At 72.5% G+C, this 25,295-nt stretch carries 20 protein-coding genes; 16 read left to right on the top strand and 4 right to left on the bottom strand.

Features of this window, described 5'->3' with window-relative positions:
• Positions 1 to 2: 2 nt before the first annotated feature.
• The 12 genes from IE252_RS12955 to IE252_RS12900 all read left to right on the top strand — a co-directional run bounded on the left by IE252_RS12955 (position 3) and on the right by IE252_RS12900 (position 14,922).
• Positions 3 to 1,289, top strand: a complete 1,287-nt coding sequence (locus IE252_RS12955) for a dihydroorotase (protein WP_190089528.1) — start codon at positions 3 to 5, stop codon at positions 1,287 to 1,289.
• Positions 1,286 to 1,876 (top strand): PH-like domain-containing protein, encoded by a 591-nt coding sequence (locus IE252_RS12950; protein ID WP_190089527.1) that lies wholly within the window; start codon positions 1,286 to 1,288, stop codon positions 1,874 to 1,876. Before IE252_RS12955 ends, IE252_RS12950 begins: the two co-directional genes overlap by 4 nt.
• Positions 1,873 to 3,039 (top strand): glutamine-hydrolyzing carbamoyl-phosphate synthase small subunit, encoded by a 1,167-nt coding sequence (gene carA / locus IE252_RS12945; protein WP_190089526.1) that lies wholly within the window; start codon positions 1,873 to 1,875, stop codon positions 3,037 to 3,039. The genes IE252_RS12950 and carA overlap by 4 nt, the downstream gene beginning before the upstream one ends.
• Positions 3,032 to 6,340 carry a carbamoyl-phosphate synthase large subunit gene (gene carB, locus IE252_RS12940; RefSeq protein WP_190089525.1) on the top strand — a complete coding sequence of 1,103 codons (3,309 nt, stop codon included), beginning with the start codon at positions 3,032 to 3,034 and terminating at the stop codon, positions 6,338 to 6,340. The genes carA and carB overlap by 8 nt, the downstream gene beginning before the upstream one ends.
• A 57-nt stretch (positions 6,341 to 6,397) precedes the next feature.
• Positions 6,398 to 7,507: a quinone-dependent dihydroorotate dehydrogenase gene (locus IE252_RS12935; protein WP_190089524.1), complete on the top strand. Its 1,110-nt coding sequence runs from the start codon at positions 6,398 to 6,400 to the stop codon at positions 7,505 to 7,507.
• Between the two features lie 56 nt (positions 7,508 to 7,563).
• Positions 7,564 to 8,397, top strand: a complete 834-nt coding sequence (gene pyrF, locus IE252_RS12930; protein ID WP_190089809.1) for an orotidine-5'-phosphate decarboxylase — start codon at positions 7,564 to 7,566, stop codon at positions 8,395 to 8,397.
• Positions 8,398 to 8,672: 275 nt separating this feature from the next.
• Positions 8,673 to 8,996, top strand: a complete 324-nt coding sequence (locus IE252_RS12925; protein WP_016638838.1) for an integration host factor — start codon at positions 8,673 to 8,675, stop codon at positions 8,994 to 8,996.
• 38 nt (positions 8,997 to 9,034) lie between these two features.
• Entirely contained in the window at positions 9,035 to 9,628 is a 594-nt protein-coding gene (gmk, locus tag IE252_RS12920) for a guanylate kinase (protein ID WP_190089523.1), read from the top strand.
• A gap of 26 nt (positions 9,629 to 9,654) precedes the next feature.
• Entirely contained in the window at positions 9,655 to 9,927 is a 273-nt protein-coding gene (gene rpoZ, locus IE252_RS12915) for a DNA-directed RNA polymerase subunit omega (RefSeq protein WP_003970369.1), read from the top strand.
• 79 nt (positions 9,928 to 10,006) lie between these two features.
• Positions 10,007 to 11,224, top strand: coding sequence for a bifunctional phosphopantothenoylcysteine decarboxylase/phosphopantothenate--cysteine ligase CoaBC (gene coaBC, locus IE252_RS12910; protein WP_190089522.1), 1,218 nt, complete (start codon positions 10,007 to 10,009; stop codon positions 11,222 to 11,224).
• A 241-nt stretch (positions 11,225 to 11,465) separates the two neighbouring features.
• Positions 11,466 to 12,674, top strand: coding sequence for a methionine adenosyltransferase (gene metK / locus IE252_RS12905; RefSeq protein WP_101387364.1), 1,209 nt, complete (start codon positions 11,466 to 11,468; stop codon positions 12,672 to 12,674).
• Between the two features lie 100 nt (positions 12,675 to 12,774).
• Complete coding sequence (locus IE252_RS12900) at positions 12,775 to 14,922, top strand: primosomal protein N' (protein ID WP_190089521.1); 2,148 nt, start codon at positions 12,775 to 12,777, stop codon at positions 14,920 to 14,922.
• 165 nt (positions 14,923 to 15,087) lie between these two features.
• Here IE252_RS12900 and IE252_RS12895 read toward each other — a convergent pair whose 3' ends face one another.
• Complete coding sequence (locus IE252_RS12895) at positions 15,088 to 15,618, bottom strand: hypothetical protein (protein ID WP_101387362.1); 531 nt, start codon at positions 15,616 to 15,618, stop codon at positions 15,088 to 15,090.
• 281 nt (positions 15,619 to 15,899) lie between these two features.
• On the opposite strand from IE252_RS12895, the gene fmt reads away from it, so the two are divergent.
• On the top strand, positions 15,900 to 16,829 hold the full coding sequence (fmt, locus tag IE252_RS12890; RefSeq protein ID WP_190089520.1) for a methionyl-tRNA formyltransferase: 930 nt from the start codon (positions 15,900 to 15,902) through the stop codon (positions 16,827 to 16,829).
• 120 nt (positions 16,830 to 16,949) lie between these two features.
• Positions 16,950 to 18,407, top strand: coding sequence for an RsmB/NOP family class I SAM-dependent RNA methyltransferase (locus IE252_RS12885; protein ID WP_190089519.1), 1,458 nt, complete (start codon positions 16,950 to 16,952; stop codon positions 18,405 to 18,407).
• A gap of 39 nt (positions 18,408 to 18,446) precedes the next feature.
• Here the strand turns inward: IE252_RS12885 and IE252_RS12880 are convergent, their stop codons facing one another.
• Positions 18,447 to 20,654: an MMPL family transporter gene (locus IE252_RS12880; RefSeq protein ID WP_190089518.1), complete on the bottom strand. Its 2,208-nt coding sequence runs from the start codon at positions 20,652 to 20,654 to the stop codon at positions 18,447 to 18,449.
• Between the two features lie 180 nt (positions 20,655 to 20,834).
• On the opposite strand from IE252_RS12880, the gene rpe reads away from it, so the two are divergent.
• Both rpe and IE252_RS12870 read left to right on the top strand, forming a co-directional pair.
• A complete protein-coding gene (gene rpe, locus IE252_RS12875; protein WP_101387358.1) occupies positions 20,835 to 21,518 on the top strand; it encodes a ribulose-phosphate 3-epimerase in 684 nt (227 codons plus the stop codon).
• Positions 21,519 to 21,597: 79 nt separating this feature from the next.
• The gene (locus IE252_RS12870; RefSeq protein ID WP_101387357.1) at positions 21,598 to 22,650 is read left to right on the top strand and encodes a sugar-binding transcriptional regulator; all 1,053 of its coding nucleotides are present in this window, start codon (positions 21,598 to 21,600) and stop codon (positions 22,648 to 22,650) included.
• A gap of 147 nt (positions 22,651 to 22,797) precedes the next feature.
• On the opposite strand, the gene IE252_RS12865 is transcribed toward IE252_RS12870, so the two are convergent.
• Complete coding sequence (locus tag IE252_RS12865) at positions 22,798 to 23,961, bottom strand: amidohydrolase family protein (protein ID WP_229848306.1); 1,164 nt, start codon at positions 23,959 to 23,961, stop codon at positions 22,798 to 22,800.
• A 1-nt stretch (position 23,962) separates the two neighbouring features.
• Complete coding sequence (locus IE252_RS12860; protein WP_229848304.1) at positions 23,963 to 25,291, bottom strand: type I glutamate--ammonia ligase; 1,329 nt, start codon at positions 25,289 to 25,291, stop codon at positions 23,963 to 23,965.
• Positions 25,292 to 25,295 lie beyond the last annotated feature (4 nt).

Below are 25,295 nucleotides of genomic sequence, written 5' to 3'. Positions count from 1 at the left end.
TCATGAGTAAGATCCTCATCCGTGGTGCGAAGGTGCTGGGCGGCGAGGTCCAGGACGTCCTGATCGACGGCGAGACGGTCGCGGCCGTCGGCACCGGGCTCTCCGCCGAGGGCGCCCAGGTGATCGAGGCCGACGGGCAGATCCTGCTCCCCGGCCTGGTCGACCTGCACACCCATCTGCGCGAGCCGGGCCGCGAGGACTCCGAGACCGTCCTGACCGGCACCCGGGCCGCCGCGCGCGGCGGCTACACCTCGGTGTTCGCCATGGCCAACACCTTCCCGGTCGCCGACACCGCGGGCGTCGTCGAGCAGGTCTGGCGCCTGGGCCGCGAGCACGGCTACTGCGACGTGCAGCCCATCGGCGCCGTCACCGTCGGCCTGGAGGGCAAGCAGCTCGCCGAGCTCGGCGCGATGCACGACTCGGCCGCGGGCGTCACCGTCTTCTCCGACGACGGCAAGTGCGTCGACGACGCGGTGATCATGCGCCGCGCCCTGGAGTACGTGAAGGCCTTCGGCGGCGTCGTCGCCCAGCACGCCCAGGAGCCTCGTCTGACCGAGGGCGCCCAGATGAACGAGGGCGTCGTCTCGGCCGAGCTCGGCCTCGGCGGCTGGCCGGCCGTCGCGGAGGAGTCGATCATCGCGCGCGACGTGCTGCTCGCCGAGCACGTCGGCTCCCGGGTGCACATCTGCCACCTCTCCACGGCCGGCTCGGTCGAGATCGTCCGCTGGGCCAAGTCGCGCGGCATCGACGTCACCGCCGAGGTCACCCCGCACCACCTGCTCCTCACCGACGAGCTGGTCCGCTCGTACAACCCGGTCTACAAGGTGAACCCGCCGCTGCGCACCGAGGCCGACGTGCTGGCGCTGCGCGAGGCGCTCGCGGACGGCACGATCGACATCGTCGCCACCGACCACGCCCCGCACCCGCACGAGGACAAGGACTGCGAGTGGGCCGCGGCCGCCATGGGCATGGTGGGCCTGGAGACCGCGCTCTCCGTCGTCCAGCACACGATGGTCGACTCCGGCCTGATGAACTGGGCCGACGTCGCCGACCGGATGTCCGTCAAGCCCGCCAGGATCGGCGGCGCCGAGGACCACGGCCGCCCCGTCTCGGCAGGCGAGCCCGCCAACCTGACCCTGGTGGATCCGGCATACCGTGGTCCCGTGAACCCCGCGGGCTTCGCCTCCCGCAGCCGCAACACCCCGTACGAGGGCCGTGAGCTGCCGGGTCGCGTCACCCACACCTTCCTGCGGGGCAGGGCGACGGTCGTGGACGGGAAGCTGGCATGACACCTGCACTCTTCAATCTCGGCGTACAGACGCTGGCCGCCGAGCAGAAGTCGGCCGAGGTGACGCACTGGGGGGCCCGGATCGCCTGGGTCGTCGGCGTGCTGATCTTCATCGGCTTCGTGTACTGGCTGATGCGCCAGGGCTGGAAGTGGCGCGGCACCCTCCAGTCGGACCTGCCGGAGCTGCCCGCCGTGCCCAAGGCGACCGGCCCGGCGACACTGAGCATGAGCGGCCGCTACCACGGCTCCACCACGGCCGGGCAGTGGCTCGACCGGATCGTCGCGCACGGTCTGGGCGTCCGCAGCAAGGCCGAGCTCACCCTGACGGCCGAGGGAGTGAACGTCGTACGCCCCGGGGCGAACGACTTCTTCATCCCGGCCGCCGCGCTGCGCGAGGCCCGGACCGAGAAGGCGATCGCCGGAAAGGTCCTCCCGGAGGGCGGCCTGCTGGTCGTCACCTGGGCCCACGGCGACAAGCTGATCGACTCCGGCTTCCGCTCCGACCGGGCGTCCGAGCACGCCGCCTGGATCGAGGCCATCAACTCCATGAACCACCCCACCACCACGACGGAAGGCGCCGCACGATGACGACCTCCACCAGAGGAGCCAAGGCTCCCGCAGTACTCGTCCTGGAGGACGGCCGTACGTTCCACGGCCGCGCCTACGGGGCCGTGGGGGTGACCTTCGGCGAGGCCGTGTTCTCCACCGGCATGACCGGCTACCAGGAGACCCTCACCGACCCGTCGTACCACCGCCAGGTCGTCGTGATGACCGCGCCGCACGTCGGCAACACCGGCGTCAACGACGAGGACCCCGAGTCGCAGCGGATCTGGGTCGCCGGCTACGTCGTGCGCGACCCCGCGCGCGTGCCCTCCAACTGGCGCTCGCGGCGCTCGCTGGACGAGGAGCTGCGCAAGCAGGGCGTCGTCGGCATCTCCGGGATCGACACCCGCGCGCTCACCCGCCATCTGCGCGAGCGGGGCGCGATGCGCGTCGGCATCTTCTCCGGCAACGCGCTGCCCGACGCGGGCACCATGCTCGCCGAGGTCCGCCAGGCCCCCGAGATGTCGGGCGCCGACCTCTCCGCCGAGGTCGCCACCAAGGAGACGTACGTCGTCCCCGCGATCGGCCCCGACGGCGAAGCCGTCCCGGTGGGTTCCGCGAAGTTCACCGTGGCCGCCGTCGACCTCGGCATCAAGGGCATGACCCCGCACCGGATGGCCGAGCGCGGCATCGAGGTGCACGTACTGCCCGCGACCGCCACGGCCGAGGACGTCTACGCGGTCAACCCGGACGGCGTGTTCTTCTCCAACGGCCCGGGCGACCCGTCCACCGCCGACGGCCCGGTCTCCGTGATGAAGGCCGTCCTGGAGCGCAAGACCCCGCTGTTCGGCATCTGCTTCGGCAACCAGATCCTGGGCCGCGCGCTCGGCTTCGGCACGTACAAGCTGAAGTACGGCCACCGCGGCATCAACCAGCCCGTGCAGGACCGCACGACCGGCAAGGTCGAGGTCACCGCGCACAACCACGGATTCGCCGTCGACGCCCCGCTCGACAAGGTCTCCGACACCCCCTTCGGCCGCGCCGAGGTCTCCCACGTCTGCCTCAACGACAACGTGGTGGAGGGCCTCCAGCTGCTCGACCAGCCGGCCTTCAGCGTCCAGTACCACCCCGAGGCGGCAGCGGGCCCGCACGACGCCGCCTACCTGTTCGACCGCTTCGTAGAGCTCATGGAGGGCCAGCGTGCCTAAGCGCACCGATATCCAGTCCGTCCTGGTCATCGGCTCCGGCCCGATCGTCATCGGCCAGGCCGCCGAGTTCGACTACTCCGGCACCCAGGCCTGCCGCATCCTGCGCGCCGAGGGCCTGCGGGTCATCCTGGTCAACTCCAACCCGGCCACGATCATGACCGACCCGGAGATCGCCGACGCCACCTACGTCGAGCCGATCACCCCGGAGTTCGTCGAGAAGATCATCGCCAAGGAGCGGCCGGACGCGCTGCTGCCGACGCTGGGCGGCCAGACCGCGCTGAACACCGCGATCTCCATGCACGAGCAGGGCGTCCTGGAGAAGTACGGCGTCGAGCTGATCGGCGCCAACGTCGAGGCGATCAACAAGGGCGAGGACCGCGACCTGTTCAAGGGTGTCGTCGAGGCCGTCAAGGCGAAGATCGGCTACGGCGAGTCGGCCCGCTCGGTGATCTGTCACTCGATGGACGACGTGATCGCGGGCGTCGACACGCTCGGCGGCTACCCGGTCGTGGTGCGCCCCTCCTTCACCATGGGCGGCGCCGGTTCCGGCTTCGCGCACGACGAGGAGGAGCTGCGCCGCATCGCCGGACAGGGCCTCACGCTCTCGCCGACCACCGAGGTGCTCCTGGAGGAGTCCATCCTGGGCTGGAAGGAGTACGAGCTGGAGCTGATGCGCGACAAGAACGACAACGTCGTGGTCGTCTGCTCCATCGAGAACTTCGACCCGATGGGCGTGCACACCGGTGACTCGATCACCGTGGCCCCGGCGATGACGCTGACCGACCGGGAGTACCAGCGGCTGCGCGACATCGGCATCGCGATCATCCGCGAGGTCGGTGTGGACACCGGCGGCTGCAACATCCAGTTCGCGGTGAACCCGGACGACGGCCGGATCATCGTCATCGAGATGAACCCGCGGGTCTCGCGCTCCTCCGCGCTGGCGTCGAAGGCCACCGGCTTCCCGATCGCGAAGATCGCGGCGAAGCTGGCCGTCGGCTACACGCTGGACGAGATCCCCAACGACATCACCGAGAAGACGCCGGCGTCCTTCGAGCCGACCCTCGACTACGTGGTGGTCAAGGCTCCCCGGTTCGCCTTCGAGAAGTTCCCCTCGGCCGACTCGACGCTGACGACCACCATGAAGTCGGTGGGCGAGGCCATGGCGATCGGCCGCAACTTCACCGAGGCGTTGCAGAAGGCGCTGCGCTCGCTGGAGAAGAAGGGCTCGCAGTTCGCCTTCACCGGTGAGCCGGGCGACAAGGCGGAGCTGCTGCGCGAGTCGGTGCGCCCGACCGACGGCCGGATCAACACGGTCATGCAGGCCATCCGGGCCGGCGCCACCCCCGAGGAGGTCTTCGACGCGACGAAGATCGACCCGTGGTTCGTGGACCAGCTCTTCCTGATCAAGGAGATCGCGGACGAGCTCGCGGCCGCCGACAAGCTGGAGCCGGCGCTGCTGGCCGAGGCCAAGCGGCACGGCTTCTCGGACGCCCAGATCGCCGAGATCCGGGGCCTGCGCGAGGACGTGGTGCGCGAGGTGCGCCACGCCCTGGGCGTGCGCCCGGTCTACAAGACGGTCGACACCTGCGCCGCCGAGTTCGCCGCGAAGACCCCGTACTTCTACTCCTCCTACGACGAGGAGTCCGAGGTCGCGCCGCGCGAGAAGCCCGCGGTGATCATCCTGGGCTCGGGCCCCAACCGCATCGGCCAGGGCATCGAGTTCGACTACTCGTGCGTGCACGCCTCCTTCGCGCTGAGCGACGCGGGCTACGAGACGGTGATGGTCAACTGCAACCCGGAGACCGTCTCCACCGACTACGACACCTCCGACCGCCTCTACTTCGAGCCGCTCACGCTCGAGGACGTGCTGGAGATCGTCCACGCCGAGACGCTGGCCGGTCCGGTGGCGGGCGTGGTGGTCCAGCTCGGCGGCCAGACCCCGCTGGGCCTGTCCCAGGCGCTCAAGGACAACGGCGTCCCGGTCGTCGGCACCCCGCCGGAGGCCATCCACGCCGCCGAGGACCGCGGCGCCTTCGGCCAGGTCCTCGCCGAGGCCGGGCTGCCCGCCCCCAAGCACGGCACCGCCACCACCTTCGCGGGTGCGAAGGCGATCGCGGACGAGATCGGCTACCCGGTCCTGGTCCGCCCCTCGTACGTGCTCGGCGGGCGCGGCATGGAGATCGTCTACGACGAGACCCGCCTGGAGTCCTACATCGCGGAGTCCACCGAGATCTCCCCGACCCGCCCGGTCCTGGTCGACCGCTTCCTGGACGACGCCATCGAGATCGACGTGGACGCGCTCTACGACGGCACCGAGCTCTACCTCGGCGGCGTCATGGAGCACATCGAGGAGGCCGGCATCCACTCCGGCGACTCGGCGTGCGCGCTGCCCCCGATCACCCTCGGCGGCTACGACATCAAGCGGCTGCGCGCCTCCACCGAGGCCATCGCCAAGGGCGTCGGCGTGCGCGGTCTGATCAACATCCAGTTCGCGATGGCCGGGGACATCCTCTACGTCCTCGAAGCCAACCCGCGCGCCTCCCGCACGGTCCCCTTCACCTCGAAGGCGACCGCGGTGCCGCTCGCCAAGGCCGCCGCCCGCATCTCGCTGGGCGCCACCGTCGCCGAGCTGCGCGCCGAGGGCCTGCTGCCGAAGAACGGCGACGGCGGCACGCTGCCGCTGGACGCGCCGATCTCCGTGAAGGAGGCCGTGATGCCCTGGAGCCGCTTCCGCGACATCCACGGCCGCGGCGTCGACACCGTGCTGGGCCCGGAGATGCGCTCCACCGGCGAGGTCATGGGCATCGACTCGGTCTTCGGCACCGCCTACGCCAAGTCGCAGGCCGGCGCCTACGGCCCGCTGCCCACCAAGGGCCGCGCCTTCATCTCGGTCGCCAACCGCGACAAGCGCTCGATGATCTTCCCGGCGCGCGAGCTCGTCGCCCACGGCTTCGAACTCCTCGCCACCTCCGGCACCGCCGAGGTCCTCAAGCGCAACGGCATCAACGCCACCGTCGTGCGCAAGCAGTCCGAGGGCGAGGGCCCGGGCGGCGAGAAGACCATCGTCCAGCTCATCCACGACGGCCAGGTCGACCTCATCGTCAACACGCCGTACGGAACGGGCGGCCGCCTCGACGGCTACGAGATCCGTACCGCGGCGGTGGCGCGCAGCGTCCCCTGCCTGACCACGGTCCAGGCCCTCGCGGCCGCCGTCCAGGGCATCGACGCCCTCAACCACGGTGACGTGGGCGTCCGTTCGCTCCAGGAACACGCGGAACACCTGACCGCGGCCCGCGACTAGCAACCGCCCGAGGGGGACACCGGAATCCGGTGTCCCCCTCCGCATGAGGACGACGACATGTACAAGCTGTTCTTCAACCTGGTCTTCAAGCGGATGGACCCGGAGCAGGCCCACTACCTGGCCTTCCGCTGGATCCGCCTCGCCGCCCGGATCCCCGTCCTGCGCACCTTCGTCGCGGCCGCGCTCGCCCCCCGCCACAAGGAGCTGCGCACCGAGGCGTTCGGCCTGCGGATGCACGGCCCGTTCGGCCTCGCCGCGGGCTTCGACAAGAACGCCGTGGCCATCGACGGCATGTCGATGCTCGGCTTCGACCACATCGAGATCGGCACGGTCACCGGCGAGGCGCAGCCCGGCAACCCCAAGAAGCGGCTGTTCCGGCTGGTCCAGGACCGCGCGCTGATCAACCGCATGGGCTTCAACAACGAGGGCTCGGCGGCCGTCGCCGAGCGGCTCGCGGCCCGCAAGGCCGTGTTCCGTACGACCGTCGGCGTCAACATCGGCAAGACGAAGGTCGTCGCCGAGGCGGACGCCGCCGCCGACTACGTGAAGTCGACCGAGCGGCTCGCCGCGCACGCCGACTACCTCGTGGTGAACGTGTCCTCGCCGAACACGCCGGGGCTGCGCAACCTCCAGGCGACCGAGTCGCTGCGGCCGCTGCTCACCGCGGTGCGCGAGGCCGCCGACCGCACGGTCACCGACCGGCGGGTGCCGCTGCTCGTCAAGATCGCCCCGGACCTCGCGGACGAGGACGTCGACGCCGTCGCCGACCTCGCCGTCGAGCTCGGCCTGGACGGCATCATCGCCACCAACACCACCACCGCGCGCGAGGGCCTCGGCCTGAAGTCGGACCCCGCGCTGGTGAAGGAGACCGGCGGCCTGTCCGGCGCCCCGCTCAAGGAGCGCTCCCTGGAGGTCCTGAGCCGCCTCTACGCGCGCGTGGGCGACTCCATCACCCTGGTGGGCGTCGGCGGCATCGAGACGGCCGAGGACGCCTGGCAGCGGATCCTGGCCGGGGCCACCCTGGTCCAGGGCTACAGCGCCTTCATCTACCAGGGCCCCTTCTGGGGCCGGGCGATCCACAAGGGCCTCGCGGCCCGGCTCGCCGCCTCCCCGTACGCCACCCTCGCCGAGGCCGTCGGCGCCGAGACCCGAAAGGCCGTGAAGTAGTGACCGCCCACCCGTCGCCCGACCGCCACCCCTCATCGACGGCCTTCGGCCGGCCCCTGACATTCGGCGCGCGGCTGCGCCACGCCATGGACGAGCGCGGTCCGCTCTGCGTCGGCATCGACCCGCACGCCTCGCTGCTCGCCGACTGGGGCCTGGGCGACGACGTGGCGGGCGTGGAGCGGTTCTCCCGCACGGTCGTGGAGGCCCTGGCCGAGCGCGTGGCCGTCTTCAAGCCGCAGGCGGCGTTCTTCGAGCGCTTCGGCTCGCGCGGCATCGCGGTCCTGGAGCGGACCGTCGCGGACGCCCGCGCGGCCGGCACGCTGGTCCTGATGGACGCCAAGCGCGGCGACATCGGCTCCACCATGGCCGCGTACGCCGAGACCTTCCTGCACAAGGACGCGCCGCTGTTCTCCGACGCGCTCACCGTCTCGCCCTACCTCGGCTACGGCTCCCTCAGGCCCGCCGTGGAGCTGGCCCGCGAGAGCGGCGCCGGGCTCTTCGTGCTCGCCCTGACCTCCAACCCGGAGGGCGCGGAGGTGCAGCGCGCGGTGCGCGAGGACGGCCGCACGATCGGCGCGACCATGCTGGCGCACCTGGCGCAGGAGAACGCCGACGCGACCCCGATGGGCTCCTTCGGCGCCGTGGTGGGGGCGACGCTCGGCGATCTGTCGGCCTTCGACCTCGACATCAACGGGCCGCTGCTCGCTCCGGGCATCGGCGCCCAGGGCGCGACGGCCGCGGACCTGCCCGCGGTGTTCGGCGCGGCCGTCCGCAACGTGGTCCCGAACGTCAGCCGAGGTGTTCTGCGTCACGGTCCCGACCTCGCCGGACTGCGGGATTCGGCCGCCCGTTTCGCGGACGAGATCCGTACGGCGGTGGCCTCGGCCTAGGGGTCCGCGGGCTCCTCGCCGGAGTCCGCGCGCCAAAGGTTGACGCAATCCTTACCCAAAACCGGGGTGTTATGTCGCGAATGTCCTGGTCGGCAGAGGCTGACCAGGACTTTTCGTCTGTTCTCGCTGACTGGAGCGGTCTAGGCCGCTAGTCTCCGACGAGAGCAGAGACGAGCGAACGGGCATTGTGCGTCGCTCGTTGCTCGCCTGGTGTGGGGCGACTAGGTTCCTCACCGGTCCGTATCCGACAGTTCGACATCCGAGGTGACGTAGGCGTGGCTCTTCCGCCCCTTACCCCTGAACAGCGCGCAGCCGCGCTCGAAAAGGCCGCCGCGGCTCGCCGGGAGCGGGCCGAGGTCAAGAATCGACTCAAGCACTCCGGCGCCTCCCTCCACGAGGTCATCAAGCAGGGCCAGGAGAACGACGTCATCGGCAAGATGAAGGTCTCCGCCCTCCTTGAGTCCCTGCCCGGCGTGGGCAAGGTCCGGGCCAAGCAGATCATGGAGCGGCTGGGGATCTCCGAGAGCCGCCGAGTGCGGGGTCTCGGCTCCAACCAGATCGCATCCCTTGAGCGCGAGTTCGGCGGCTCCGGGGCCTGACGTCCCGGGCACCCCCGGGAAGCTGGAATAATCGCTACATGGCAGCTTCACCCCGGGGGTCATCCCCCGTACCCCCGGACGCACGTCCGCGGCTGACCGTGCTCTCCGGCCCCTCCGGGGTCGGCAAGAGCACGGTCGTCGCTCATATGCGCAAGGTTCACCCCGAGGTCTGGCTCTCGGTGTCGGCGACGACCCGCAAGCCGCGCCCCGGCGAACGCCACGGCGTTCACTACTTCTTCGTGGACGACGAGGAGTTCGACAAGCTCGTCGCCAACGGCGAGCTGCTCGAATGGGCCGAGTTCGCGGGCAACCGCTACGGCACGCCGCGCCGCGCCGTCCTGGACCGACTGGAGGCCGGCGAGCCGGTCCTCCTGGAGATCGACCTCCAGGGCGCCCGGCTGGTGCGCGAGTCGATGCCCGAGGCCCAGCTCGTCTTCCTGGCCCCGCCGAGCTGGGACGAGCTGGTCCGCCGGCTCACCGGCCGCGGGACCGAGGCGCCCGAGGTCATCGAGCGCCGGCTGGCCGCCGCGAAGATCGAACTGGCCGCCGAGGCGGAGTTCGATACGACCCTGGTCAACACCTCCGTCGAGGACGTAGCACGCGAGCTGCTAGCCTTGATGAAAGTTGCTTGATCTTTATCCCCCTTCGGAAGGCAGACGTGTCCTCTTCCATCACCACGCCCGAGGGCATCATCAACCCGCCGATTGATGAGCTGCTCGAAGCAACCGACTCGAAGTACAGCCTCGTGATCTACGCCGCCAAGCGCGCGCGCCAGATCAACGCGTACTACTCGCAGCTCGGTGAGGGCCTGCTGGAGTACGTCGGCCCGCTGGTGGACACCCACGTCCACGAGAAGCCGCTCTCCATCGCGCTTCGCGAGATCAACGCGGGTCTGCTGACCTCCGAGGCCATCGAGGGCCCGGCCCAGTAAGGCCTCCGTTTCATCTGACCACAGGCCCGGCAGCGCGACTGCCGGGCCTGTGGTGTGTCATAGGGGAGTACGTATCCGAATGCGGGGAGACGCGGTGGACAAGCCGAAGGTCGTTCTGGGGGTCAGCGGCGGGATCGCCGCCTACAAGGCGTGCGAGCTGCTGCGCCGGCTGACCGAGTCCGGGCACGACACGCGCGTGGTGCCGACCGCGTCGGCGCTGCACTTCGTGGGCGCGGCCACCTGGTCCGCGCTCTGTGGGCACCCGGTCTCCACCGAGGTCTGGAACGACGTCCACGAGGTGCCGCACGTGCGGATCGGCCAGGAGGCCGACCTCGTGGTGGTCGCCCCCGCCACCGCCGACATGCTGGCCAAGGCGGCCCACGGCCTCGCCGACGACCTGCTCACCAACACCCTGCTCACCGCGCGATGTCCGGTGGTCTTCGCCCCGGCGATGCACACCGAGATGTGGGAGCACCCCGCCACCCAGGAGAACGTGGCGACGCTGCGCCGCCGGGGCGCGGTCGTCATCGAGCCCGCGGTGGGCCGCCTCACCGGCGTCGACACCGGCAAGGGGCGGCTGCCCGAGCCCGCCGAGATCTTCGAGGTGTGCCGCAGGGTGCTGGCCCGGGGCAGCGCCGAGCGGGACCTGGAGGGCCGCCACGTGGTGGTCAGCGCGGGCGGCACGCGCGAGCCGCTGGACCCGGTCCGCTACCTGGGGAACCGTTCCTCCGGGAAGCAGGGGTACGCCCTGGCCCGCACCGCCGTGGCCCGGGGCGCCCGGGTCACGCTGATCGAGGCCAACACCGGTCTCGCCGATCCGGCCGGGGTGGACGTCGTCCGGGTGGGCACCGCCGTTCAACTGCGGGAGGCCGTCCTGAAGGCCGCCTCGGACGCGGACGCGGTGGTCATGGCGGCCGCCGTGGCCGATTTCCGGCCGGAGTCGTACGCCGCCGGAAAGATCAAGAAGAAGGACGGACAGGAGCCCGCGCCGCTCGCGCTGGTCCGCAATCCCGACATCCTCGCCGAGCTCTCCGCCGACCGGCCGCGCCCGGGCCAGGTGGTCGTCGGCTTCGCCGCCGAGACCGACGACGTGCTCGCCAACGGCCGCCAGAAACTGCGGCGAAAGGGCTGTGACCTGCTGGTCGTCAACGAGGTGGGGGAGCGCAAGACCTTCGGCTCGGAGGAGAACGAGGCGGTCGTGCTGGCCGCCGACGGGACCGAGACCCCGGTTCCGTACGGGCCCAAGGAAGCGCTCGCCGACGTGGTGTGGGATCTCGTCGTTCCGCGTTTCGCGTAAATTCACGTTCATCCCCGAGGCTGCTCCAAACCCGCCAAATTCCGGTGCCACAGCCCCCGGCGAAGGCCGATCTTCACACCGCGGAATGCGGTGTCGCAGGTCACAGAGCTTTCAATGTGCGAGACAAGTGGCCCGATGGCGGGTGCCGACCGATAAACTGGTGGTGGAACGACGCCGGGCGCAGCCTCCGGCCCGTCCCACCCATGATCAGCCAGCAGCCGCTGCAACCCCAGGGAGCATTGTGTCCCGTCGTCTGTTCACCTCGGAGTCCGTGACCGAGGGTCACCCCGACAAGATCGCTGACCAGATCAGCGACACGATCCTCGACGCGCTCCTGCGCGAGGACCCGACGTCCCGCGTCGCCGTGGAGACCCTGATCACCACGGGTCTGGTCCACGTCGCGGGCGAGGTCACGACCAAGGCGTACGCGCCGATCGCCCAGCTCGTCCGGGACAAGATCCTGGAGATCGGGTACGACTCGTCGAAGAAGGGCTTCGACGGCGCGTCCTGCGGCGTCTCGGTCTCCATCGGCGCGCAGTCCCCCGACATCGCGCAGGGCGTCGACACAGCGTACGAGAAGCGGGTCGAGGGCGACGAGGACGAGCTCGACAAGCAGGGCGCCGGCGACCAGGGCCTGATGTTCGGCTACGCGTGCGACGAGACGCCCGAGCTGATGCCGCTCCCGATCCACCTGGCGCACCGCCTGTCGCGCCGGCTGTCCGAGGTGCGCAAGAACGGGACCATCCCCTACCTGCGCCCCGACGGCAAGACCCAGGTCACCATCGAGTACGACGGCGACAAGGCCGTCCGCCTCGACACGGTCGTCGTCTCCTCGCAGCACGCGTCCGACATCGACCTGGACTCCCTCCTCGCGCCCGACATCCGCGAGTTCGTCGTCGAGCACGTGCTCAAGCAGCTCGTCGAGGACGGCATCAAGCTCGACACCGACGGCTACCGCCTGCTGGTCAACCCGACCGGCCGCTTCGAGATCGGCGGCCCGATGGGCGACGCCGGTCTGACCGGCCGCAAGATCATCATCGACACGTACGGCGGCATGGCCCGCCACGGCGGCGGCGCCTTCTCGGGCAAGGACCCGTCCAAGGTCGACCGCTCCGCGGCGTACGCGATGCGCTGGGTCGCCAAGAACGTCGTCGCCGCCGGCCTCGCGGCCCGCTGCGAGGTCCAGGTCGCGTACGCGATCGGCAAGGCCGAGCCGGTCGGCCTCTTCGTGGAGACCTTCGGCACCGCCACGATCGACACGGACAAGATCGAGCACGCCATCGCCGAGGTCTTCGACCTCCGCCCGGCCGCGATCATCCGCGACCTCGACCTGCTCCGCCCGATCTACGCCCAGACCGCGGCGTACGGCCACTTCGGCCGCGAGCTCCCCGACTTCACCTGGGAGCGCACGGACCGCGTGGACGCGCTGCGCAAGGCCGCGGGTCTGTAAACCCGACCCGGCTTCCCGACGGCCCCGGACCCCTGCGGTCCGGGGCCGTCGTGCGTCCGGGCCCGGGCCGCTGTCAGTGCCGTCTGGTAGGAATTTGGCTGTGAGCAGCGAGAACGAGAAGCCGGGTGGGGGCGCCGAAGGGGGCGGGGCGGAGCAGCTCGCGCTCATTCGGGAGACCGTGCGCAAGGCCAAGGTGCCCAAGGCCAAGCCGCGGACCTGGCGCGGGGCCGCCCTGGCCAAGGGGCTGCCGGTGGCGCGGGTCGTGGTCGACAAGGGCGGCGTCCACCTCGACCGGTACTTCGACTACGCGGTGCCGGAGGAGCTGGACGCGGACGCGCAGCCGGGGGTGCGGGTGCGGGTGCGGTTCGGGGCCGGGGCGCGCAATGTGCAGGGCGGGCGCCGGGAGGGCGGCGGTCTGATCGACGGGTTCGTGGTCGAGCGCCTCGCCGAGTCCGACTACTCGGGTCCGCTCGCCGCCCTCGCCGGCGTCGTCTCGCCGGAGCGGGTGCTCAGCCCCGAGATGCTGGCCCTGGCCCGCGCGGTCGCCGACCGGTACGCGGGCAGTCTGGCGGACGTGCTGCAGCTCGCGGTGCCGCCCAGGAACGCGCGGGCCGAGTCGAAGCCGTCGCCCGAGCCGCCGGGGCCGCCGCCGGTGCCGGACGCGGGGACGTGGGTGCGGTACGGGAACGGGGGCGCGTTCCTGCGCGCGCTGGCCGCGGGCGGGGCGCCGCGCGCGGTGTGGACCGCGCTGCCCGGGGCGACCTGGGCCGACGAGATCGCCCGGGCCGTCGCCGCCACGCTCGCGGGCGGGCGCGGCGCGCTGGTCGTGGTGCCCGACGGGCGCAGCGCCGGGCGGGTCGACGCCGCGCTCACCGCGCTGCTCGGCGAGGGGCGGCACGCGCTGCTCACCGCCGAGTCCGGCCCGGAGAAGCGCTACCGGCAGTGGCTCGCGGTGCGGCGGGGCTCGGTGCGGGCCGTGGTCGGCACCCGGGCCGCGATGTTCGCCCCGGTCGAGAAGCTCGGCCTCGTCGTCGTCTGGGAGGACGGCGACTCCAGCCACAGCGACGACCACGCGCCCTTCCCGCACGTCCGCGAGGTCCTCGAACTGCGCGCCACCCACGACAAGTGCGCGTTCCTGCTGGGCAGTACGAGCTGTACGGTCGAGGCCGCCCAGCTCGTCGAGAGCGGCTGGGCGGCGCCGCTGGTGGCCGACCGGGCCACCGTCCGGGCGGCGGCGCCGCTGGTGCGCACCGTCGGCGACGGCGAACTGGCCCGGGACGAGGCGGCGCGCGCCGCCCGGCTGCCCAGCCTCGCCTGGCAGGCGGTCCGGGAAGGGCTGAAGAGCGGCCCGGTCCTGGTCCAGGTGCCCCGGCGGGGATACGTACCCCGGCTGTCCTGCGAGCGGTGCCGCACGCCCGCGCGCTGTCGGCACTGCTCCGGGCCCCTGGAGGCGCCGGACGAGCGGGACCTGAAGTGCGGGTGGTGCGGGCGCGGCGAGCCGCAGTGGCGCTGCGCGGAGTGCGGCGGCGTGCGGCTGAGGGCGGCGGTCGTGGGGGCGCGCCGGACCGCCGAGGAGCTCGGCCGGGCGTTCCCCGCGGTGCCGGTCCGGACGTCCGGGCGCGACCACGTGCTGGACAGCGTGCCCGGGCGGCCCGCGCTGGTCGTCTCCACGCCCGGCGCCGAGCCGGTCGCCGAGGGCGGTTACGCGGCGGCGCTGCTGCTGGACGGCTGGGCGATGCTCGGGCGGCCCGACCTGCGCGCCGGGGAGGAGGCCCTGCGGCGCTGGATCGGCGCGGCCTCGCTGGTGCGCGGCCAGGACGAGGGCGGCACGGTGGTGGTGGTCGCCGAGCCGACCCTGCGGCCGGTCCAGGCCCTGGTCCGCTGGGACCCGGTCGGCCACGCCCTGCGCGAGCTGGCCGAGCGGGCCGAGCTGGGGTTCCCGCCGGTCTCCCGGATGGCCGAGGTCCTGGGCCGCCCCGAGGCGGTCGAGGCGTTCCTGACGAGCGCTCAGCTGCCGTCCGACGCACAGGTGCTCGGCCCGGTCCTGATGCGGCCGAGCGAGCCGGGCCGGGCCCGGCGTCCCGGCGCCCCGCCGGTGGGGGAGACCTGGGAGCGGGCCCTGCTCCGGGTGCCCCCGGGCAGCGGTTCGGCCCTGGCCGCCGCACTGAAGACCGCGCAGGCGGGACGGCTGGCGCGCGGGGGCGGCGATCCGGTGCGGATCAGGGTGGATCCGCCGGACATCGGCTGAGGGGAGGCTGGGCGGGCTGCCGTGCGTGGTGGCCCGGCTCCCGGAGGCCTGTGCCGTCGCACCTGGCCTGCCCCACCCCGTACGCCCTCCAAAAGGCGCGCACGCGCAGACAGGTGCCCCCGGCGCACGGTCAGGTGTGACGAGGGCACGGAAAGGGGCGTGCGGTCAGCCGTTGCGCGGGCCCGGGAACGCCGTCGTACGGGCCTCCTCGCGCAGCGACTGCGTGGTGGCCGTCGGCTGGGGCGGCATCGAGCGCGCGGCCGGCACCGCGGGGATCCCGGCGGGGACCGGCAGGGTGCGCGTCACGGTCGCCTCGGCCGGGCGCTCCGCCTCGGCGGTCTGGGCGGCGGCCCGCCGCGCCCCGTAACGCCGGTGCACCGCCTGCTTGGTGACCCCCAGCGCCGACCCCACCGCGTCCCACGAGAAGCCCAGGGAGCGGTCGAAGTCCACCGCCGCGGTCACCAGCGTCTCCACGCTGTCCCGCAGCTCCTGGGCGAGCCGGACGGTGGGGGCGGGCGCCCTGCCGTAGACGACGAAGCCCGTGGACGGGCCGGAGCGGCGCGGACGGTAGACGTTGCCGAGCTGCGCGGTCAGGGTGCGCAGCGCGTCCACCTGCCGGCGGACCCGCTCGATGTCCCGCACCAACAGGTGCAGACTGGCCCGTGCCTGGGCGTCGTGGGTTGCGTGGTCGGCCATGAACAAGCCTCTCGAACCGGCGTTGTTGAAAAGGGATCGGGCCGCACGCGCGGCCCGTTTCGGTCAATCTCTCTTGACCAACGCGCCACCTGCTCTTGTGGTCACGCTGCGGGGGCGTATGGGCATATGCACAGGGCGCGCGGGGCCGCGTACGCCCCTGCCCTCCTGCCGTGTGCGAAACCCCCGACGGGAGCCCCGGCGGCACGGCCGGGACACCCAACCGGCGGGCCGGGACACCCAATAGACTGGGCGTCGCTCTCTACAAAGCGAGGTATCCCCCAGTGAAGCTCGTCTTCGCAGGCACCCCCGAGGTCGCCGTTCCCGCCCTGGACGCCCTGATCGCCTCCGGCCGCCACGAGGTCGCCGCCGTGGTGACCCGGCCCGACGCGCCCGCCGGACGCGGCCGTCGGCTGGTGGCCAGCCCCGTCGCCCAGCGCGCCGAGGAGGCCGGCATCGAGGTGCTGAAGCCCGTGAAGCCGGGTGACGAGGACTTCCTGGCGCGGCTGCGCGAGATCGCCCCCGACTGCTGCCCGGTCGTCGCCTACGGGGCGCTGCTCCCGCAGGTCGCGCTGGACATCCCGGTCCACGGCTGGGTCAACCTGCACTTCTCGCTGCTCCCCGCCTGGCGCGGCGCCGCCCCCGTGCAGCACGCGCTGATGGCGGGCGACGAGATCACCGGCGCCTCGACGTTCCAGATCGAGCGCGGGCTCGACTCGGGTCCCCTGTACGGGACGGTGACCGAGGTCGTCCGCCCCACCGACACCAGCGGCGACCTGCTGACCCGGCTCGCGTTCGCCGGTTCCGGGCTGCTCGCCGCGACCATGGACGGCATCGAGGACGGCTCCCTCAAGGCCGTTCCGCAGCCCGCCGACGGGATCACCCTCGCCCCGAAGATCACCGTCGAGGACGCGCAGATCGACTGGTCCGCCCCGGCAATGCGGGTCGACCGCGTGGTGCGCGGCTGCACCCCGGCTCCGGGTGCCTGGACCGTCTTCCGCGGCGAGCGGCTCAAGCTGGTCCAGGCGGTGCCGGTCCCGGACCGCACCGACCTGGCGCCGGGCGAGCTGTCCGCCGGGAAGAACAACGTGTACGTCGGCACCGGCTCGCACGCCGTCGAGCTGCTCTGGGTCCAGCCGCAGGGCAAGAAGCCGATGAAGGGCGCGGACTGGGCGCGGGGCGTGCGGATCGCGCCGGACGAGCACGTCGGCTGAGCCGGAGCGCAGCCCCGGCGCGCCTCGGGCGACGAGGCGCGCCGACCCGGGTGGGGGCGCGCGGTGAAGAGTCGTACGCTGGTCGGGTTCGCACCATCTGACCAGCGGAGCACCTTTCACGTGAACGATCAGCCGCGTAGCCGTCCCCGGAACAGCGACGGCAAGGGCGGCGGCAAGCCGTACCGCCGCCCCAAGAAGGACCCCGTCCGCATCCTCGCCTTCGAGGCGCTGCGCGCAGTCGACGAGCGGGACGCGTACGCCAACCTCGTCCTGCCGCCGCTGCTGCGCAAGGCCCGCGAGGGCGGCAACTTCGACGGCCGCGACGCGGCGCTCGCCACCGAGCTCGTCTACGGCACGCTGCGCCGCCAGGGCACCTACGACGCGATCATCGCGGCCTGCATCGACCGCCCGCTGCGCGAGGTGGACCCGCCGGTCCTCGACGTGCTCGCGCTCGGCGCGCACCAGCTGCTCGGCACCCGCATCCCGAGCCACGCGGCGGTCTCCGCCAGCGTCGAGCTCGCCCGCGTGGTGCTCGGCGACGGCCGCGCCAGGTTCGTCAACGCCGTCCTGCGCAAGATCGCGGCGGAGGACCTGGACGGCTGGCTGGAGAAGGTCGCGCCCCCGTACGACGAGGATGCCGAGGACCATCTCGCCATCGTGCATTCGCATCCGCGATGGGTCGTCTCGGCGCTCTGGGACGCGCTGGGCGGCGGCCGCGCGGGCATCGAGGACCTCCTGGAGGCCGACAACGAGCGGCCCGAGGTGACCCTGGTCGCCCGCCCCGGCCGGTCCACCACCGACGAACTGACGGACGCGCTCGGCGAGGAGGGCGCGCTGCCCGGCCGCTGGTCGCCCTATGCCGTACGGATGGCCGAGGGCGGCGAGCCGGGCGCGCTGGAGGCCGTGAAGGACGGCCGGGCCGGTGTGCAGGACGAGGGCAGCCAGCTGGTCGCCGTCGCACTCGCGAACGCGCCGATCGAGGGCCGGGACGAGCGCTGGCTGGACGGCTGCGCGGGCCCCGGCGGCAAGGCGGCGCTGCTCGCGGCCCTCGCCGCCGAGCGCGGAGCCGCCCTGCTCGCCTCCGAGAAGCAGCCCCACCGGGCCCGGCTGGTGGAGCGCGCGCTCGCCGGCAACCCCGGCCCGTACCAGGTGATCGCGGCCGACGGCACCCGGCCGCCGTGGCGGGAGGGCTCCTTCGACCGGGTCCTGATGGACGTGCCGTGCTCCGGGCTCGGCGCGCTGCGCCGCCGCCCCGAGGCCCGGTGGCGCCGCCGCCCCGAGGACCTGGAGGGCTTCGCGCCGCTCCAGCGCGGGCTGCTGCGCGAGGCGCTCTCGGCGGTCCGGGTGGGCGGCGTGGTCGGCTACGCGACCTGCTCGCCGCACCTCGCCGAGACGCGGATCGTGGTGGAGGACGTGCTCAAGGGCCGGGGCGGGGCGCCCGTCGAGGCCGAGTGGATCGACGTACGGCCGCTGATGCCGGGCGTGGCCGGCCTGGGCGAGGGCCCCGACGTACAGCTGTGGCCGCATCTGCACGGGACGGACGCGATGTATCTGGCGCTGCTGCGGCGCACGGCGTGAGAGAGGGGCCCGGAGTCGGTAACTCCGGGCCCTTTTCTGCTAGTTGGGTGAGCTTCCGCGTCCGTGTCCGGCCTCCGCCGGTACCGCCGCCGGGCCCTCCTCCGGGTCCCGGGACAGCCGGTGCGGCCACCACACACGCCGCCCCACGTCCAGGAACAGCGACGTCACCAGGATCGAGCGGACGATGAAGGTGTCGAGCAGGACGCCCAGCGCCACCGCGAAGCCGATCTCGGCGAAGGCCACCATCGGCAGGGTGCCCAGCACCGCGAAGGTGCCCGCCAGGACCAGGCCCGCCGAGGTGATCACGGCGCCGGTGGCGGCCAGGGCCGTCACCACGCCCCGGCGGGTGCCCTGGTGGGCCGCCTCCTCGCGGATGCGGGTGGACAGGAAGATGTTGTAGTCGATGCCCAGGGCCACCAGGAAGACGAAGACGAACAGCGGGAAGTCGGTGGACTCGCCCGCGTAGTCGAAGAGGTGGCGGAAGGCGAGCGCGCTGATGCCGAGCGCCGCCGCGAACGACAGCACCACTGTCGCGATCAGCAGCAGCGGCGCGACCAGCGCCCGCAGCAGGATCGCCAGGACGCACAGCACCACCAGCAGCACCAGCGGGATGACCAGCTTGTTGTCGTGCGTGGTGGCCTTCTCCATGTCCAGTACGGCAGCCGTGCCGCCGCCCACCCGGGCGTGCGCGCCGGGCACCGCGTGGACCGCGTCCCGCACCCGCTCGACGGTCGCGTGCGCCGCGTCGCTGTCCGGGCGCGCGGTCATGGTGGCTTCGAGCAGGACCTCGCCGTCGTGCTCGGCCGCGGTGCCCGGTGGCACCCCGATCGACGCGGGGACCACGCCGTCGGTGGCCGCGACGACCCGGCGTACGTCCGCGGCTTTGTCGGCCGCCGTGATGATCACCAGGGGGTCGCCGCTGCCCGCGGGGAAGTGCTTCGCCTGGACCTCGGCGCCCACGATCGAGTCCGGCCTGCCGGTGAACGAGTCCGCGTTGCTCAAGCCGTTCGCCTTCAGCTGGAGCAGGCCGAGCGAGCACGCCGCGAGCACCACGGCGGTCGTCACCCAGACCGTACGGGGCCGGGTGGCGATGCGGCGGCCGGTGTGGGCCCACACCCCGCGCGCGGTCGGGTCCAAGGAGCCGAAGACCGGCTTGACCGGCCAGAAGATCCACCTGCCGAAGATCACCAGGAGCGCCGGGAACAGCGTGAGCATGGCGAGCAGCGCGACCGCGACGCCGATGGCCGCGACCGGGCCGAGGCCCTTGGTGGAGTTCATCTCGGCCACCATCAGGACCAGCATGCCGAGGACGACCGTGGCGCCGCTGGCGAGGACCGCGGGCCCGGCCCGGTGCAGGGCGCGCGCCATCGCCTCGTGGCGGTCCTCGTGGCGGCGCAGCTCCTCGCGGTAGCGGGAGACCAGCAGCAGCGCGTAGTCGGTGCCCGCGCCGAAGACCAGCACGGTGAGGATGCCCGCGCTCTGGCCGTTGACGGTCAGGCCCGCGTGCCGGGCCAGCAGATAGATCAGCGCCTGCGCGGCGGACAGCGCCCACACCACGGAGATCACCGGCACCAGGATCAGGGTGGGACTGCGGTACGTGATCAGCAGCATCACCACGACCACCGCGAGCGCTGAGAAGAGCAGGGTGGAGTCGATGCCGGAGAAGGCCTTGGCGAAGTCGGCGGAGGTGCCGCCCGGGCCGGTGATGTGCACCTGGAGCCCGTTGTCGCTGGTCCCCGACCGGTCGCGCAGCCGGTCCACCGCGTCCGCGATGTGGTTCCAGCCGTTCTTGTCCATCTTGATCGGCACGAGGATCTGCGCGGCGGTGGCGCTCGCGTCGAACTGCGGGCCCTGGACGCGGGCGCCCTGGATCCCGTCCGCGCTCATCGCGCGCATCGCCGTCGCGTCGGCGCCGATCTTCTGCTTGTCGGCGACGGTGAGGCCGCCGTCGCGCGCGTAGACGACGACCGCCGGGACCTCTTCGGGCCTGAACGCCTTGGCGGAGTTGAAGACTTGGGTGGACTCGGCGCTGCCGGGCAGCCACGAGGTGGCGTCGTTGTCCTGGGCGTCGGTGAGCTTCTGCGCCAGCGGGAAGGCGACCGCGACCACGATCAGCCAGAGGACCAGCACCAGCCATTTGGTGCGGCGGCCGCATACCAGCCACGCGACTCCGCGGGGGCCGGGGCCCTGCCCGGTCGCCGCGGGGCGTACTTCGCTGTGGTCGGGATGGTTGCGCGCGTCGGACATCACGTCCCCCAGGGGCCCGCGGTCGGCGCGGGATGCCGCTCCCGAAATGGCCTGAAACACCAGGATTACACGGAGTCTCCCGCTCCGGCGAGTCGTAGGAGAGACGTAGGTCTCGCCTCCCGGAGGCCTCGTATCCGTACCGTGGCAGGCAAGTGCTGCGAGGCATGGCAGGCTTGGGGCATGGCTCAGATCAACCCCAGCATTCTCTCCGCCGACTTCGCACGCCTCGCCGAAGAGGCCAAGGCCGTCGAAGGCGCCGACTGGCTGCACGTGGACGTCATGGACAACCACTTCGTGCCGAACCTCACGCTCGGCGTGCCGATCGTGGAATCCCTGCGCCGGGCGACGGAGACCCCGCTGGACTGCCATCTGATGATCGAGGACCCGGATCGATGGGCCCCGCAGTACGTCGAGGCGGGGGCCGGTTCGGTCACCTTCCACGCGGAGGCCGCCGCCGCGCCGGTGCGGCTCGCGCGGGAGATCCGGGCCAAGGGGGCGCGGGCGTCGATGGCGCTCAAGCCCGCGACGCCCATCGAGCCGTACGAGGACCTGCTGCCCGAGCTGGACATGCTGCTCATCATGACGGTGGAGCCGGGCTTCGGCGGCCAGCCGTTCCTGGACGTGATGCTGCCGAAGATCCGCCGCACTCGGGAGCTGATCTCCAAGCACGGCCTCGAACTGTGGCTCCAGGTGGACGGCGGGGTCTCCGCGACGACCATCGAGCGGTGCGCGGAGGCGGGCGCGGACGTCTTCGTGGCCGGGTCGGCCGTATACGGAGCGAAGGACCCCGCCGACGCGGTGCGTACCCTGCGCTCGATGGCGGAACGCAGCACGGCGAGCGCCCCATGGGCATGCGGCCACTGAGCCACGGCTCGGTGAACGCGGCCCTACGGGGCTGATCAAGGACCGTTGGATCTGACAGGATGAACAGCGAGTCCAGAGTGTGAACAGCAGTGAGGAGATCGCGGTGTCTGCAATGTCGGCGGGTCGGTCAGCCCTGCGGATGGGACCCGCGGAGCTGGTGCAGGCGGCGGCCATGGCCCGCCGCTTCTATCTGGAGGGCAAGTCCAAGATCCAGATCGCCGAGGAGTTCGGCGTCAGCCGCTTCAAGGTGGCCCGGGTCCTGGAGACCGCCCTGGAGCGCGACCTGGTGCGGATCGAGATCCGCGTCCCGGCCGAGCTGGACGCGGAGCGCTCGGACGCGCTGCGCGCCCGGTACGGGCTGCGGCACGCCGTCGTCGTCGAGTCCCCGGAGGCCGGCGAGGACGAGTCGTCGCCCGACCCGGAGAACCTCGGCGAGGTCGCCGCGGACCTGCTCGGCGAGCTGGTCAGCGAGGGCGATGTGCTGGGCCTGGCCTGGGGCCGGTCCACCATCCACATGGCCGCGGCCCTCGACCGGCTGCCGCCGTGCACGGTCGTGCAGCTCACCGGGGTGTACGACGCGGGCACGGCCGAGCGCGGCTCGGTGGAGGCCGTGCGGCGCGCCGCCCAGGTCTCCGGCGGCGACGCCCACCCCATCTACGCGCCGATGCTGCTGCCGGACGCGGCCACCGCGGCCGCGCTGCGCAACCAGACCGGGATCGCGCGGGCCTTCGAGTACTTCGACAAGGTGACGGTCGCGGCGGTCTCCATCGGCTCGTGGGAGCCGGGCATCTCCACGGTGCACGACATGCTGACCGACGAGGAGCGGGCGCACTACGCCTCGCTCGGCGTCGCGGCGGAGATGTCCGCGCACCTCTTCGACGCGGAGGGCCGACGGGTCGGCCGGGACCTCGGGGAGCGGTGCATCACGGTCGAGGCGGACCGGCTGCGGCGGATTCCGGAGGTCGTGGCGATCGCCGGGGGGCAGCGGAAGGCTTCCGCGATCGACGCGGTGCTGCGGTCGGGGCTTGTCACCAGTTTGGTGACGGACACCGCTGCGGCGGATTTCCTGCTGCATGAGACTGGTGCGCAGCCTCGGCCCGCGCTGGATCGGGCCGACCCCGACGGGGACTGAGCCCCCTGTCGGTGTCGGGCCCCTTTCCGGGGCTTCGCCCCGGCCCCCTTTCGTCTGCGGACCGTGGGGGGCTGGTCGCGCAGTTCCCCGCGCCCCTAGGGGGACGGGGGCGCTGCACGCCGCATTGCTGAGGGGGATCCGTGGACGCTAAGGGGATCCGTAGACCCGCTCCGCGTTCTTGCTCGCCAAGAGTTCCGCCACCCTCTCCGCGTCCTTACGCGACCACGCCCCCGACCCCGTCCACGCCCCCAGCAGTTCGTCCAGGCCCTCCCTGAAGAGGCGGGCGCCGACCACGTACAGCTCTGGTAGGCCGTAGGCGTCCGTCGAGAAGAGGAGCTTGCCGAACGGGGTGAGTTCCAGCATTTCGGCCAGTACGGCACCGGCCCGGGTGCCCGTGTGGCTGAGGGTGAGGCCCATGTCCGCGTACACGTGCGGATAGACATGGGCGAGGTAGGCCGCGTTGCGGTGGTACGGGTAGCCGTGCAGCAGGATCAGCGGGGTGCCGGAGCGGCGGGTGGCCCGGATGAAGTCGGTCAGGAGCAGCGGGTCGCAGCGGTGCAGCCGCAGGTCCGGGTCGCCGAAGCCGGTGTGCAGCTGGAGCGGGAGCCGGGTGGCCACCGCCGACCACAGCAGATGGCGCAGCAGGACCGGATCCTTCAGGCGGTCGTCCTTCTCTCTCGGGCGGTCGCCCTTCGGCCGTTTTTTCAGCCAATTCGCCGCCGCTTCACGCACCTCGTGGAGCGCGGGCGGCTCGGGGGCGAGGTCGAGCCCGTACCGGTACGCGGCCACCGACTTGAAGCCCACCGCCGTGGCCGCAGCCGTGCGGATCCCCGCCGCCAGCTCCGCCAGGAACGCGTCCGCGTCCCCGGTCGTGTCGGCGGTGAGCTCGGCCAGCCGCTCCAGGCGCACGATCTCGTGGACGGGGGCGCCGCTCAGCTCGGCGAGCTCGGCGGGCCCGGTGATGTCGCCGGGGAGGCCGGTGTCCATGACGTACGCGCCGATGCCGCTGCCCCGCAGCAGCAGCCGGGTCGCCTCGCGGGCGCCGAGTTCGCGGCGCCGGGCCAGATAGCGCTCCGGCGTGCAGTGCGGCTCCAGACCGAGCAGCGGTGGGCACCAGCGGCGCACCGCGAAGCCCAGCTGGGTGTCGAAGAAGCTGGTCCCGGGCGCGGCGGGCCCGTCGGCCTCGGTCAGGAACGCCTCGAAGGCCGCCGGGTCGGGGTCGGTGCGCAGCACGCCATGGCAGTGGTGGTCGAGGAGGGTGCCCGGGGGTGCCTGCACGGCTGCCTTCCGGTGCGCGTCCTGCCCGGCCACCTCAGTACCTTCCCCGCGTCGCGTCCGCGATCTCCTGGGCGGACTTGCCCTCGAACAGGGCCGCCTCCGCCTGGCGGACCGCCGCGAACGCCTCGAACAGCGGGTCGCCCATCGCCTCGCGCAGGATGTCGGAGGCGGTGAAGTGGCGCAGCGCCTCGGGCAGGGAGGCGGGGAGCCGGGGGTGGCCGCCGACCACCGCCGGGTCGCCCGTGACCGGCTCGGGCAGCATCGCCTTGGCCTCCAGGCCCGCCAGACCCGCCGCGATCACCGCGCCGACCGCCAGATACGGGTTGGCGGCCGGGTCGAAGCACTTGACCTCGGCGTTGGCGGTGTCCGGGTCGTCGGGGGCGCCGGCGATGAAGCGGAGGGCGGCCTCCCGGTTCTCCAGCCCCCAGCACTGGAACGCGCCGGCCCAGCGGGAGGGTTCCAAGCGGAGGTAGCTTGCGGGGGAGGGGGCGCCGACGGCGAGGAGGGCGGGCAGGGCCGCCAGGACGCCCGCGAGGAACGACTCGCCGTCCGCCGTCATGGCGAAGCGGCCGTCCCCGCCGCCGCACAGGTTGCGGCCGTCCTGCCAGAGGCTGAGGTGGAGGTGGGCGCCGTTGCCGACGCCGCCCGCCGTGACGACCGGGCCGAAGTACGGAGTGAGCCCGTGCCGTACCGACACCGCGCGGATCGTCTCGCGCACCAGCACCGCCAGATCCGCCGCGCCCACCGGATCGGTGGGTGCCACCGACACCTCGAACTGGCCCTCGGTGTACTCGGGGTGGATCTGGAGCACATCCACGCCCTGCTCCAGGAGTGCGCCGAGCACATCACCCACATAGGCGGAGCGCTCCACGACGCGCGCCATTCCGTACGCCGGGCCTTCGAGGGAGGGCGAGACCGTCCACTCCGTCTCGAAGCCCATCCGCAGCGAGAGGCCCCGGTCGGCGGCCCGGCGCACCATCCGCTTGGCGAACAGCCGCTGGCAGCCCGGGTGTTCGCCGCCCTGCTGGTCGTAGCGGTCGACCGGGGCCCAGGCCCAGCCGGGCTGCCCGGCGAGCACGGTGAGCCGGTCCAGGTCGGGGAAGAGCCGCAGATCGCCGTCCGGGCCGCCGCTGAAGCGGCTGGAAGTGGCTGAGTCGTCCACCAGGAACGCGTCGAAGCACGGCGACATGCCGACCCCGCGCTCCACGACCGCCGGGAGGCGGCCCGCGGGCACCGCCTTCACGCGCGCGATGCCCGCGTTGTCCACCGAGGTCAGCGCCACCACGCGGACCCCCTCGGCGACGAGTCGCGCCGCCTCCTGCCGGGCCCGCTGTACCCGCTCCCGCACCTGCTCCGACCGCACTTGT

The organism is Streptomyces melanogenes (assembly GCF_014649795.1).
GTDB lineage: Bacteria > Actinomycetota > Actinomycetes > Streptomycetales > Streptomycetaceae > Streptomyces > Streptomyces noboritoensis.
The sequence above is the reverse complement of the archived record's forward strand: the minus strand, read 5'-3'. Positions and strand labels throughout refer to the sequence as shown.